The organism is Niveispirillum sp. CC-CTL257 (assembly GCF_059489915.1).
Genome location: NZ_JCAJXE010000001.1, coordinates 900130 through 913113, shown reverse-complemented (window position 1 = coordinate 913113; position 12984 = coordinate 900130). Strand labels below are relative to the sequence as shown.

At 60.7% G+C, this 12984-nt stretch carries 13 protein-coding genes; 6 read left to right on the top strand and 7 right to left on the bottom strand.

All coding sequences use genetic code 11. The features are described from left to right. Positions 1-2: 2 nt before the first annotated feature. The 3 genes from ABC729_RS04420 (at position 3) to ABC729_RS04410 (ending at position 4562) form a co-directional block, all read left to right on the top strand. Complete coding sequence (locus tag ABC729_RS04420; protein ID WP_495606436.1) at positions 3-2081, top strand: TonB-dependent receptor plug domain-containing protein; 2079 nt, start codon at positions 3-5, stop codon at positions 2079-2081. 211 nt (positions 2082-2292) lie between these two features. After that, positions 2293-4107, top strand: coding sequence for a methyl-accepting chemotaxis protein (locus ABC729_RS04415; RefSeq protein WP_495606435.1), 1815 nt, complete (start codon positions 2293-2295; stop codon positions 4105-4107). 59 nt (positions 4108-4166) lie between these two features. Further along, positions 4167-4562 (top strand): hypothetical protein, encoded by a 396-nt coding sequence (locus ABC729_RS04410; RefSeq protein WP_495606434.1) that lies wholly within the window; start codon positions 4167-4169, stop codon positions 4560-4562. 35 nt (positions 4563-4597) lie between these two features. Here ABC729_RS04410 and ABC729_RS04405 read toward each other — a convergent pair whose 3' ends face one another. The 4 genes from ABC729_RS04405 to ABC729_RS04390 all read right to left on the bottom strand — a co-directional run bounded on the left by ABC729_RS04405 (position 4598) and on the right by ABC729_RS04390 (position 7224). Beyond that, on the bottom strand, positions 4598-4981 hold the full coding sequence (locus ABC729_RS04405; protein ID WP_495606433.1) for a DUF6157 family protein: 384 nt from the start codon (positions 4979-4981) through the stop codon (positions 4598-4600). Positions 4982-5000: 19 nt separating this feature from the next. Next, entirely contained in the window at positions 5001-5969 is a 969-nt protein-coding gene (locus tag ABC729_RS04400) for a LysM peptidoglycan-binding domain-containing protein (RefSeq protein WP_495606432.1), read from the bottom strand. 60 nt (positions 5970-6029) lie between these two features. Then, positions 6030-6683 (bottom strand): cytochrome b/b6 domain-containing protein, encoded by a 654-nt coding sequence (locus tag ABC729_RS04395; RefSeq protein WP_495606431.1) that lies wholly within the window; start codon positions 6681-6683, stop codon positions 6030-6032. Positions 6684-6759: 76 nt separating this feature from the next. Further along, on the bottom strand, positions 6760-7224 hold the full coding sequence (locus tag ABC729_RS04390) for a c-type cytochrome (RefSeq protein WP_495606430.1): 465 nt from the start codon (positions 7222-7224) through the stop codon (positions 6760-6762). Between the two features lie 254 nt (positions 7225-7478). Between ABC729_RS04390 and ABC729_RS04385 the strand changes: the two genes are divergently transcribed. From ABC729_RS04385 to ABC729_RS04375, 3 genes are all read left to right on the top strand, one after another. Next, the gene (locus tag ABC729_RS04385) at positions 7479-8078 is read left to right on the top strand and encodes an LOG family protein (protein ID WP_495606429.1); all 600 of its coding nucleotides are present in this window, start codon (positions 7479-7481) and stop codon (positions 8076-8078) included. Positions 8079-8238: 160 nt separating this feature from the next. After that, positions 8239-9456, top strand: coding sequence for an NADP-dependent isocitrate dehydrogenase (locus ABC729_RS04380; RefSeq protein ID WP_495606428.1), 1218 nt, complete (start codon positions 8239-8241; stop codon positions 9454-9456). 141 nt (positions 9457-9597) lie between these two features. After that, on the top strand, positions 9598-10407 hold the full coding sequence (locus ABC729_RS04375; RefSeq protein ID WP_495606427.1) for a methyltransferase domain-containing protein: 810 nt from the start codon (positions 9598-9600) through the stop codon (positions 10405-10407). Between the two features lie 6 nt (positions 10408-10413). On the opposite strand, the gene ABC729_RS04370 is transcribed toward ABC729_RS04375, so the two are convergent. The 3 genes from ABC729_RS04370 to ABC729_RS04360 all read right to left on the bottom strand — a co-directional run bounded on the left by ABC729_RS04370 (position 10414) and on the right by ABC729_RS04360 (position 12805). Next, complete coding sequence (locus ABC729_RS04370; RefSeq protein WP_495606426.1) at positions 10414-11190, bottom strand: hypothetical protein; 777 nt, start codon at positions 11188-11190, stop codon at positions 10414-10416. An 18-nt stretch (positions 11191-11208) separates the two neighbouring features. Further along, positions 11209-12099, bottom strand: coding sequence for a tyrosine-type recombinase/integrase (locus ABC729_RS04365; protein ID WP_495606425.1), 891 nt, complete (start codon positions 12097-12099; stop codon positions 11209-11211). A 256-nt stretch (positions 12100-12355) separates the two neighbouring features. Next, a complete protein-coding gene (locus ABC729_RS04360; protein WP_495606424.1) occupies positions 12356-12805 on the bottom strand; it encodes an RrF2 family transcriptional regulator in 450 nt (149 codons plus the stop codon). Between the last annotated feature and the right edge of the window lie 179 nt (positions 12806-12984).

The window sequence follows — 12984 nt, the reverse complement described above, 5'->3', positions numbered from 1 at the left end:
CCATGAAGCGCCATCTGCACCCATCCACCCGCCATGCCGGTCGCGTGGCGGCCCTGCTGTTGGGCACCGCCCTGTCCGCCGCGCCCGCCATGGCGAAGCAGTTCGACTATGACAGCCTGAACGAACTGTTTGGCGAACCCGTCACGACATCGGCCATCGGGAAGCCGCAGCGCGTCTCCGATGCGCCGTCCACCATGCAGATCATCACGGCGGACGAGATCAAGCGGTCAGGCGCCTACAGCATTCCGCAGTTGCTGGAACGCGTTGTCGGCGTCGATGTACTGAACGTCAATATCGCCTATCAGGCCGTGGGCATCCGTGGCTTTGCCCGCCCGTTCGCCACCCAGACCCTGATCATGGTCAATGGCCGCCCCCTGTTCGGGGAGGTGCTGTTCGAAGTGGAATGGAACAACATTCCCATCGAAATGGCCGATATTCAGCAGATCGAAGTGGTCAAGGGGCCGGCGACGGCCTTGTTCGGCTTCAACGCCTTCCGGGGCGTGATCAATATCATCACCCGCGATGCCCTGTTGAGCCCCGTCAATTCCGCTTCCGTGCGGTTCGGCAATCACGGGTTCCAGGAATATTCCCTGGTCAAGACGCTGGCGCTCGGCCCGACCGTCGCGGCCCGGATCAGCGCCGGTTTCTCCCGGTCCAACCAGTTCTTTGCCAAGGAACTGCCGGGTCCCAACCCTTATCAGAAGCCGATTGACGACGCGCTAAACAGCCGTGAGGCGTCGCGGCGTAGCGTTGGCGGGGATCTGGTTTGGAAGATCGACGACAAGTCCAACCTGCGGGTCGAAGGCAGCTACATCGCCGGCAAACAGGGCAGCGCCTGGTCGACCTGGAATAATGTCTATACAGAAAGCAAGATCTGGGCGGCCCGCGCCTCTTACACGGTCGACAGCGACTGGGGCCTGATCAACGTTAACGGCTATACCAACAATCTCAAGCAGATGTGGACGCCGAATTTCTCGGGATATCCCGTGCGGGCGGATAACAAGGTCCATGCCCTGCGCTTCGAGGACTTGGTCAAGGCCGGTGCCGACCATACGTTCCGCCTGTCGGCCGAATATCGGCGCAGCAAGGTTGGTGGTACGCTAGGCGGCGACATTTTCGGTCAGGATGGCTCCTCGGTGAATAAGGAGACCTTCGCAGGCGGCCTCGTATGGGACTGGGCGGCCACGCCGACCCTGACCTTCACCAATTCCGCGCGCGCCGATTTCACCGATCAGTGGCGCGTCGGTCTGTCCGTGCCATCGGCCCAGCCCTATGTCACGAACGACGATTACAAGCGCAACATCACCACACCGTCGTTCAATTCCTACGCGACCTGGAAGCCGACGGAGCAGGATACGCTGCGCGCCACCATCGGCTATGCCCGACAGCTAGCACCCGCCTGTGAGGCGGCCTGTCAGACGGATGGCGGCGTGGTCCTGTACCTGGGCAATCCGAACCTGCCGCTGACCACCATCGAAGCCTATGAACTGGCGTATGATCGCTCGCTGGAAAGCATCAATGGCCGCTTCCGGTCGGCCATCTGGTACCAGCATACCTATAACAATATCGCCTCCAGTGCGGTTCCGCAGGACTTCACGTCCATGCCCCTGGTATTCCCCTTCGTGAATACCGGCGTATCCAACGCCAAGGGTCTGGAACTGGAGTTACAGGGCCTGGCCGCAGGCTTCCTGCGCTGGCAGGTCGATTACGCCTATATCGACGTCACTGACCATCCGACGACCCGGATGATCGGCGGCTCCCCCGTCCTGCACCATAATCTTCTCTATGGTAAGACGACGTCCAAGCACAAGTTCGGCGGCCTTCTGGGCATTACCCAGGGCAAATGGGATGTGGATGTTTCCGCCCGCACCTATTCCGGACGCAACGGCTTCGCAGGCAGCACAACCTATCTGGTGCCCGTGCCTTCCTATGTGAATGTCAGCGCCCGCGTCGGCTATCGCCTGAACGATACCTTCACCATTTCGGCCGAAGGCTGGAACCTGCTGGACCGCAACCACATCGAAACCAACGGCATCCGTATGGGCAGCCGTTATTCGGTCGGTGTCCAGGCCAAGTTCTAACCCGTGCCATCCGACGTCGGGGGGAGCTTTTCTGCCCTCTCCCAGGTTCCCCCCTGACGGTGGTCCAGGCGCGCATTTCTTTGACAGACCTGACCTGTCCGCGCCCTCGGACGGGCGGGCCGCCCCGCACGCGGCTCCGCGCGCCTGGACCATTTTCTCTTGCCCACCCCTCCCCTTGTTACGGCGTAACCCTTTGTGCCGGAGTGGCCCCATGTTCAGCCCGCCCGTCCGCCAGCATCTGGCAACCGACCTTCTTGCCCGTCCGGTCCGGCTGCTTGATCATGTCCGGCGCGCCATGGTTGCGCGTCGGCGTTTCCGTGACTGGCCCCTGGCGGTCAAGCTGGGGGCCGTGCCCGTCCTGGCGCTGCTGATCCTGCTGACCCAGTTCCTGATGGCCAATGGCACCATCAACCAATTGGCGGGACAGACGGTGCCCGGCCTGGACCGGGCCGTGGCCCGGACGGCCCGGATCGCCGCCATGGTGGGACAGATCCGCGATGTGAATGGCGATCTCTATACCGTGCTGACCGCCAAATCGACGGGCAACAGCAAGCTGACACTGGACCCTGTCGCGGCCAAGCTGACGGCCCTGATCAAGGACGTCAACACGCTGGCCGCCGAGCTGGAGGGCACCGAGACAGCTGCCAAACTGAAAGCCATCGAGGCGCGGCTGGTGGAGTTCAACGGTGCCGTCGTCTGGGTCTCCAGCATGCTGGACGTGGATTTCCAGAGTGCCGTCTCCTTTGTGGAGCCGTTCCAGGCCACCTATCAGGCCGTGGCAGAGGAGCTGAGCGCCATGGTCGCCGCCGAGGTGGCCAGTAGCAGCCGCGAGGTCACCAGCGCCGTCCAGGGTGCCCAGGATGATGCGCGCCTGTTCATCTGGACCGCCATCCTGCTGGGTGCCGGCCTTCTGGGCCTGTCCATCGCCGCCAGTATGGCCCTGCGCCGTTCCGTCCTGGATATCGCCCAGGCCACAGGCAAGCTGGCCGGCGGCACCCTGGATGTCGATCTGGAGGCGCAGGAACGCCAGGATGAGCTGGGCCAGGTCGTCGCCTCCCTGCATGTGTTCCGCGACAATGCCCTGCGCATGCGTCAGCTGGACGAAACGCAGCGCCAGCAGCGCGAGAAGGCCGAGCAGGAGCGCCGCACCCTGCTCTCCGATCTGGCCTCCAGCTTTGAAAGCAAGGTCATGGCCAATCTGCGGCTGGTCTCCGACGCCGTCGGGTCCATGCGCACAGAGGCCGACGGCATGGCCGATCTGGCGACCCGTGCCGCCAGCCAGTCCGACCGCGTCCGCAGCGCCGCCACCAATGCCGCCGGCAATGTCGAGGCCGTCTCGGTCGCATCAGAGGAACTCTCCTCCTCCATCTCGGAGATCGGCCGCAATGCCGATTACTCATCGCAACTGGTGCGCGACGCCGTCCAGCGCACAAGGCAGGCCAATGAGAATATCGGCACCTTGCAGCGCGCTGCCGACCGCATCGGCGAGGTCGTGGTCCTGATCAATGAAATTGCCCGCCAGACCAACCTGCTGGCCCTGAACGCCACCATCGAGGCCGCCCGCGCCGGTGCCGCCGGACGCGGCTTTGCCGTCGTCGCCGCCGAGGTGAAGGGCCTGGCCCAGCAGACCGCCGCCGCCACCGATGAAGTCTCGGGTCAGGTCCATAATGTCCGCGCCGCCGTGGACGAGGCGGTCAGCGACCTGAAAACCGTCACCAGTCTGGTCGACACGGTCAGCGACACGGTGGTCGCCATCGCCGGCGCCATCGAACAGCAGAACGCCGTCACCCAGGAGATTTCCCGCAACATGCAGGAAGCCTCCCAGTCCACCCGCACCATGTCGGTCGAGATCGAGGATGTCGGCGGCGCCGTCGGCACCACCGGCAACCGTGCCCGCAAAGTCTCCGACGCCACAGGCCTCGCCCAGGTGAATACCGGCGAACTGGCCAAGGCCGTCGATGAATTCCTGCGCACCATCCGCGCCCTGGCCGAAAATACCGACACCGACCAGCAGCGCACGGCATAGCAACGCACGGCATAGCGGGGGCAGGCTCTCCAGAACCGGCTCAGCGAAGGGAAGTCAGCATGCATTCTCCTCTCGCCCTGATCCCCATAGCCGATGAAGAGGGGCCACCCGCCCCCGATGTCACAGGCATGCTGGAAACCGCCCGCGCCCTGTGCAGCCGCCTGCCGGGCGAAACGCACCGGGCCGTGCGACACGCCGTCATCCTCACCCTCATCGTCAACCCAACACAGACCGCCATCCAAGCCCTGCTGCGACAGCCAGACCACGCAGAAGCCACCCTGCGCAACCAGCTCCTCGCCCTCCTCCGCCTCATGCCAGAGGCCATCGAACCCCTCATGGAAAACCTGCTCGCCGACGAAGACCGCGCAGTCCGACAATTCGCTCTCAACTTGTTCAGAGAGGTCCCACAAAACGGGGAACACACGGCGGATTGCTGCGACAATCGCGGCTTGTGATGGTGGCTTTCTGGCCCAACCCCAACCTACCCCCCCTACCCCCGCGCACTCCGCATCCCGGGCCGCTTCACGGTCGCCGTGTCGGCCAGCAACCGCTCATAGTCTGGGCTTTCCATCGCCACCAGAGCCACACGGCCCACCGCGTCATGGTGCAGGCCATAGCCCTGTTTCTTGACGAGTGGTGAGGCGCGCAGACAGGCCTGCGGCTTTGCGAAGAAGCGTTCCGCCGTCACTGCCCCCTTGCGGTCACACTCCACGGCCAGCAGCAGTTCGTCTGACGTCATTGTATAGGGCGCGTCGCGCAGCAGGGCGTACTGCCGCTCTGCCACGGTGCCCGGCTTGGCCGGCGGGGTGCCGACCGCGACAGGGCAATCGGCGGCGACGGTGATCAGGGTGTTGGCATAGTTGGTGGTGTGCAAAGCGCCCCCCTGCCCGCGATCACTTCCCGTCCGGCACCAGGAAAATCTGACCCGGATAGATCAGGTCGGGGTCGCGGATCTGGCCCTGGTTGGCCTCAAAAATCACCGTGTAGCGAATACCCTCGCCATAGGAACGGCGCGCGATGGCCCAGAGATTGTTACCGGGCACCACCACGACCGCGCGACCGGCCAGGGCCTGTTCGGGGATGGGTTTTTTGTCGAAATTCACCTCAGCCCGGCTGATCACCTTGCTGTCGGGGCCGACCTGATCAATGCGCAGGCTGTATTGGCCATCATCGAACACGCGGTCGGGCGTGATGGACCAGCGGCCATCGTCGCCCACCTTGGCGCGGCCGACCAGGGAGTTCTGGAGGTAGAGCATCACCTCTGTGCCGGGCTTGGCCTGACCACCCACGCTGACCTTGCCGCCGCGGTCATAATCGACCGTGTCGATGGTCACCTCCCCCGCCGGGCGCGGTGCGCCGCCCTGGGACAGACTGCGCGGGGCCTGAAGCACGCGGCTGCCGTCCTTGCCGGACAGCACGGCCAGGGCGTCGCCGTCGCCCTTGCGGCCCGCCAGATCGCGGTCGCGTTCCGGCACGGCCAGGACCACCGTTGCCTCGCCCTTGGTCACGGTACCGTCGCCGGCCACCTGTTCCAGGCGCAGTTCGCGGGCACCGGGCGGCAGTGCGTCGGGCGGCAGGAACACCCATTCACCGCGCGCATCGGCGGTAACGCTGCCCAGCAGCTTGTCCCCGTCCAGAATGTTCACCTTGGTCCCCGGTACCGCGCGGCCCGCGATGACGGCGGTGCCGGTCGGTTCCACCCGCACCACGTCAAAGGCCGGCAGGCTGGCCTTCTTCGCCGCCGGGGCCTGGGCCGAGGGCTTGGACGAACCGCCCGTCCCCGGTGCCTGAAGCTGCCATGCGGCGATGCCCACGATGGCGACGGCCAGGACGGCGACGGGGATCAGGAGCTTGCGGTTCACAGGCAAAAAACCTTTCGTAAGGCCCCGGAACGGGAACGGATGCGGCACCGGCGGGACGGGTCAGGCGTAGCTGACCAGCGCCCAGATGGCGGACGCCGATATTGCCGCGACAAGGATGGCGCGGACAAGGGAAACGATCCGGGGGGCCGGAATGTTCCCCGGCAGTGCCGCCCGCCCCGTCACCATGGGCCGCACCAGATCCAGCCGCTTGAACAGCGCATAAGCCAGGATGGCCGCGACATGCACGCCGACCAGGACCAGCAAGATGTCGAAATTGTTCAGATGGATACTACGCGCCAGCGCCGCGAAGGACCCGCTGACATGGTCCACCAGCGGCCCGTCGGTCAACACGCCGTCACTGGTGAACAGGCCCGATCCCGCCTGGACCGTCACCAGCAGCAGCAGGCCCAGAACCGCCAGCGCACCCAGCGCATTATGCCCGGCATGCGGGGCCAGCCGGCCCGGCTGGCGCAACTCATCAATATGATGGCGGATGGCAGCGGGGCCGCGCACGAAATGGGCGAAACGCGCCGTCTCACTACCCACCAAACCCCAGATCAGGCGGAACAGCACTAGGGCCAGAACGGCATAGCCGAAGCACATGTGCCAATCATAGGCCTCACGCTCGCCCGTGATCCAGGCGCCGGCAATGCACAGCACCAGCAGCCAGTGGAACAGCCGCGTGGGCAGGTCCCAGACCAAAATCTTGCGCATGGGCCGATCTCCGCCGGCATTGTGGGAACCATCCCCCATTCAATCATGAACGGGGGACGGACCGGACAGGAACCGATCAGTCGGCGCGGTACGCCTCGTGACAGGATTTGCAGGTACCGACCGTCTTACCAAACTGCGCGCCGATGGCGGCCTTGTCCCCGCTGGCGGCGGCCTTCACCAGGGCGGCGGACTCCGTCTGGAACGCCACGGTCTTGGCCTTGAAATCGTCCATCTTGGTCCAGATTTCGGGCTTCGCCTCGCTCTTGGCGACGCCCACAGCAGTGCCGGCCGGCCACCAGTTGGGGAATGCCTTGGCCGCTGCATCAATAGTGGCAGCGGCGGCCTGCACATCGGCCACGGTGCCGGTGCCATCCTTCAGGAAAGCGCCGATAGCCTTAGTGGCACCGCCGGCCTTCTTCAACTCCGCCTTACGGGCGTCGATCACCGCCGTCGGGTCCTGGGCCTGGGCGGTGACAATGAAGCCGGTCAGGCTGGTCGCAGCGATGATACCGGCGGCAAGCGCGCCGAAACGATGCTTCATCACTCGAAATCCTCCATCAGATCGCCAGGGGCGCCAGAGACGGCCCGGGCCGGGGGGTGACAAGGGGCGCCGTCCGGTCAGGGACGTCACCTTTGGAGATGGGGTGCGCTTGTGTCCCGTCAACAGATGGTGTAGGGCCGAAGGGATCGACAGCGCACGCCTTTCGCACGAAGCGCAGAGTGCCCGTTGTCGAGGTCCGTTTGCAAGCAGCACCACAGGGGTGCCGCCCGGTCAGGTCAGGAAAGTCTTTACCCATGTCGTCCATCAAATCGGTCTGTGTTTATTGCGGTTCCTCCGACTTCGTCGCCGACAGCTATAAGGAAGCGGCGCACCGCACCGGCGCGCTGCTGGCCGCCAACGGTTACGACATCGTCTATGGCGGCGGTCGCGTCGGCCTGATGGGCATCGTCGCCGATGCCGGCCTGAAGGGTGGGACCAAGGTCGTGGGCATCATCCCCGACCATATCAAGCGGTACGAGGTGGACCATACCGGCCTGACCGAACTGATCGTTGTCGAGAGCATGCATATCCGCAAGCAGATGATGGTGGAGCGGTCGGACGCCTTCATCATCCTGCCCGGCGGCATCGGCACCCTGGACGAGATGTTCGAGATCATCACCTGGCGGCAGTTGCGCCTGCATGGCAAGCCGGTGGTCATTATCAATACTGACGGTTTCTGGAACCCGCTGGTGGCGCTGATGGAGCACATGACCGAGACGGGCTTCATGCGCAAGCCGAACCTGCCCGGGGCTGAGGACCGGCTGTACCACGTGGTGGACAGTGTGGAAGAAGCCGTCGATCTGCTTGCCCGCCTGAAGGAGGCGGCGCATAAGGTTCAAACTGATCGCATGTGAGGGTGCGGGCTTTGCCTTTGTCGCAGGCCAGCCCCGCATTCCGAACGAAAATTACCCGAGCAGGCCCGGTTGCGACCCTGTCGTGAATGGGCTTTATTGACACCGCCGGGCCGGACGCTGGATCGCCGCCGGTACCTTTCACCCCTGGGAGAGCGCCCCCATGTCGAAGATCAAAGTCGTCAATCCGATCGTGGAACTCGACGGCGACGAAATGACCCGCGTGATCTGGCAGTTCATCAAGGACCGCCTGATCCTTCCGTATCTGGATGTGGACCTGAAATATTACGATCTGGGTGTCGAGCACCGTGACGCCACGGACGACAAGGTCACCATCGAGTCCGCCGAAGCCATCAAGCATTACGGCGTGGGCGTGAAGTGCGCCACCATCACCCCGGACGAAGACCGGGTGAAGGAATTCAAGCTGAAGCAGATGTGGAAGTCGCCCAACGGCACGATCCGCAACATCCTGGGCGGCACCGTGTTCCGTGAGCCGATCATCTGCAAGAACGTGCCGCGCCTGGTGCCGGGCTGGACCCAGCCCATCGTCATCGGCCGTCATGCCTTTGGTGACCAGTACAAGGCCACGGACTTCATCATCCCCGGTGCCGGTCGCCTGTCCATCACCTTCACCAGCGCCGACGGCACCAGCAACATCCGCCATACCGTGTTCGATTTCGACGGGCCGGGCGTTGCCATGGGCATGTACAACGTGGACGAATCGATCCGTGGCTTCGCGCGCGCATGCATGAACTATGGCCTGCTGCGCGGCTATCCGGTGTACCTGTCCACCAAGAACACGATCCTGAAGGCCTATGATGGCCGCTTCAAGGACCTGTTCCAGGAAGTGTTCGAGGCGGAGTTTGCCGACAAGTTCAAGGCGGCGGGCATCACCTATGAACACCGCCTGATCGACGACATGGTGGCCTCGGCCCTCAAGTGGTCGGGCAACTTCCTGTGGGCCGCCAAGAACTATGACGGCGACGTGCAGTCCGATCTGGTGGCGCAGGGCTTCGGTTCGCTGGGCCTGATGACGTCCGTCCTGATGACCCCCGATGGCAAGACGGTGGAAGCGGAAGCCGCCCACGGCACCGTGACCCGCCACTATCGTGAGCATCAGAAGGGCAAGCCCACCTCCACCAACCCGATCGCCAGCATCTTCGCCTGGACCCAGGGCCTGACCTATCGCGGCAAGTTCGACGAGACGCCGGACGTGGTGGACTTCGCCAAGACCCTGGAACGCGTCTGCGTGGACACGGTCGAAAGCGGCTTCATGACCAAGGACCTGGCCATGCTGATCGGGCCTGAGCAGAAGTGGCTGACCACCCAGGACTTCCTGGCCAAACTGGACGAGAACCTGCAGGCCGCGCGCGCGAAGTAAGCGCTGGCACTCATAGGTTTGCACAAGAGCAGCCCCGACCGCAGAAAGCGCGGTCGGGGCTTTTCTATGCATTTAATAGGTTGAAATTTCATTGGAATGAAAATAATTTAAGTGCGCCACTTCATATAACTGGGAATTATCATGTCAACTTGGAGGAATTTATCAGGCCACCCGTTGAGTTCCAATGAATGGCTGGAGATTCACCATCAAGCCAAGCTAAAAGAAAGAGAAGAATTCGCTAAAAAAATCGCAAGCATGTCCCCAAAGAAAATTGTCGACTTGGGTTGTGGTCCTGGGTTGTGGATAAAAACTATATCTAAATTCCTGAACAGTGACTGTGAGCTTATCGGCCTCGATAGTGACGAGAATTCCATATTTTTGGCTAAAAACAGCATAATTGGAGAAAGAGATAGAATTAAATTCAATGCTCTCAATGTTGAATCCGATATTGATGAAGTGCCAGAAGCTGACATGTATTTGGCGTTTAATATTTTCCCATATATTTCAAATGTTTCCTATTTTATAGATAGAATTAGAGAGAGAAGCAAAAATTGTATATTTGTTGTCCGCCAGTACGATGGAGGCTTGCTGAGATTCGGCCCCAAGAGCCAGTCGGATAGATTGTTTATCGATAACTCAATTCAATCTTCTGTAATTTTATCAAGTCAATTTAGGCATTATGATATGGACAACGTTTTCTCCATACTAGTGGATTCAAATTTCAAGTTCAAAAAATTTGATTTTGAAGTTTACAAAAAATTCTCTCCATATGAAGAGGCGGTTAGGGAATATATTGCTCGGACACTAGAGTGGGAAACTTCAGTATCAAGTGATAAGGCAGCGGAAATAATATCGCATATTACCGATACCTATTTGAATGCCGATGGTGTAAAAAAATCCTATTTTCTTGGCGTGGATCTAGTGGGTTTTCTATCAGATATTGAGATTTGAATGGCTTTATATAGTATCTGAGTCTTTGCTCGCAACATTCATCATGTTGCTAAAATGTATAGAATACATGCTGATGAGTTCTTTGTCCGTAGACATGTAAACTACAGGATCCCTTTCATTGCTGCGATAGTCCCAATTGAACAAAACTTCAGCGTATTTTTCATCTCCAGAATTGGAGTCTATGGCACCGTCCTTATAGTATATAATTATAAAATTCATATGTGGGCAAGATTCGTTCAACAAACGGTACGAGTATCTGGCAGGTCCATTACATGCAAGCTTTATTGCGCTTAATCTTATCTTTCTGAATCTTTCCACAGAATGCTTATCTCCAATATCCTGCCACACCATCTCTTTAGCAGAATATTCGGAAATTCCTTCACAGAAAGCTTCGTAAGCCTTCTTTGTGTATAGCTTAAGATCTATCACTTCAATGTTTTCCATATTGAATGAAGTATTTTTAACTTCCTTAAGCACCGGGAGTCTAGCGGTTACATACTCTAACGCTTTCTCCGGTGAGCCAATAGGTGTCGCATGAAGATGTTTTTTTACGCTCCACTGTGTTTCATCCGCATATTGAAGGGCTGTTCTTAGGCTTTTTTGGGTAATAATTGTCAGCGAGAGCACGGATAGTACGCAAGTTAAAGTGGCTGATGCTATGGCCAAATCCACCAATTTTAGGTACGTTGTAACAATTAGTGCAAATATCCCCGCAAGAGTGGGGGTGTATATTACAAGTGCAGAGTAAAATTTATCGGAGTTTCTAAATAGTGGAGATGGCATTTTGATAATTCCCAGTTATCACCCCACCCTCCCCAGCGTATCGGCGGCCAGCACGACCTTTTTCAGGCGCTCGTCGCTGACATGGGTGTAGATCTCGGTCGTAGCGATGGAGCGGTGGCCCAGGAGGCGTTGGACGAAGCGGATGTCGACGCCGGCTTCCAGCAGGCTGGTGGCGGCGGAATGGCGGAGCATGTGGGGGGTGATGCGGCGGGTCAGGCCGGCGGATTGGGCCAGACGGCGCAGATGGCGGCGGACCCAGTCGGTGGTCAGCGCCTGACCATCCAGACCGGCCAGCAACGGATCGGGGCCGGCGGCCCCCTGCATGCGGCGCTGGCGCAGCAGTTGCCCCAGGTCCGCCACCACACTGTCGGCAGTCAGGAAGACCTGTCGTTCCCGGTCGCCCTTGCCGCGCACCCGCAGGGTCCGGGCCTCCAGGTCCACATCATCCTGACGCAGTGCCACCAGTTCCCCCACGCGGCAGCCGGTGGTGAACATCAGCTTCACCGCAAGGTTAAGAACGGGCTTGGCCGTGTCGGCAGCCCGCAGCAGGCTGCGCAGCTCTGGCGCCGTCAGGCAGCGCGGTAGCCGCTTGGGCAACCGGATGCGGATTTCGGCGCGGCGGAAGGGGGAGACGCGGATCAGACGCCGGCGTTCCGCCCACGCCATCAGCGCCCGCAAACAGGCCAGACGCCGCTTTACCGTGGCTGGTGCCAGCCCCCGCGCCTTGCCCAGCCATTCCGCATAGGCCCCCAACCCCGCCACCGTCGTCACCACGCCGGAGGATGGCAGGGCCAGATAGCGCGTCACCTCCGCCAAATCCTGGCCATAGGCCCGCACGGTATTGGCGGACAGGTTCCGCCCGGTCTGGCAGTGCGCAAGAAAAGCCGCGATGGCCGCTGTCATATCCATGGTGTCCGTTCCTTTCCAATGGAGGAAAGGAACTGCAACGCCGTCATGGCGACCTTACTGTCAATGAACACAGACCCGGCAGGGATGATACGTGACCCGAGAACGCGATTCTATTCAGATCGATGAACAGTTCCATGCAATAGACATACATTGGAACACGGGCTGATTGATCCATTAACCAAGAGCGATCACAGTTTATACTATCGAGGCGCTATAGAGGCCGCCGGACACGCGGGGAATCGGGATATCAGCCGTTTCAGGGTGCGGCTGCCCCCTCCCCCAACCTCAACATCTGCATCATCCCCGCCGGCTGCGTCAGCAGATCGGCCAGGGTCACCTCGTCCAAAACCGCCAGGAAGGCGGCCAGGGCCTTGCCAAGAATCTTTTGCAGGCGGCAGTCGCTGGTGATGGGACAGGTGTTTCCTGTCTCAAAACATTCCACCAGCGCCATGTCACTTTCCAGCTGCCGCACCAGCGCACCCAGATTGATCTCCGCCGCCGGACGGCCCAGCGCCAGACCGCCATTGCGGCCGCGCACGGTCCGCACATGGCCCAGCCGGCCCAGTTCATTGACGATCTTGGTCAGGTGGTTTTCGGAAATCGCGTAGCGGGCCGCGATCTCGGGGATGGTGGACAGGCCCTCACGCTTCATCCCCAGATAAAGCAGCACGCGCAATCCGTAATCGGTGTAGCGGGTCAACCGCATCGTCCAATCCCCCTGGTCAGAACCTCCTGCATGCCACCCGCACCCGGCCTGGGGCAAGCCCTGGCGTCGGGAGGGCTGACATGTCGGCACCTGAAACAAAAGATACATTCAAAATGTTGCTTTTCAAGGCCGGGCGGGATAAGAGGCTTTTTAGATGCATCTTTAACGTTCTGACCTGA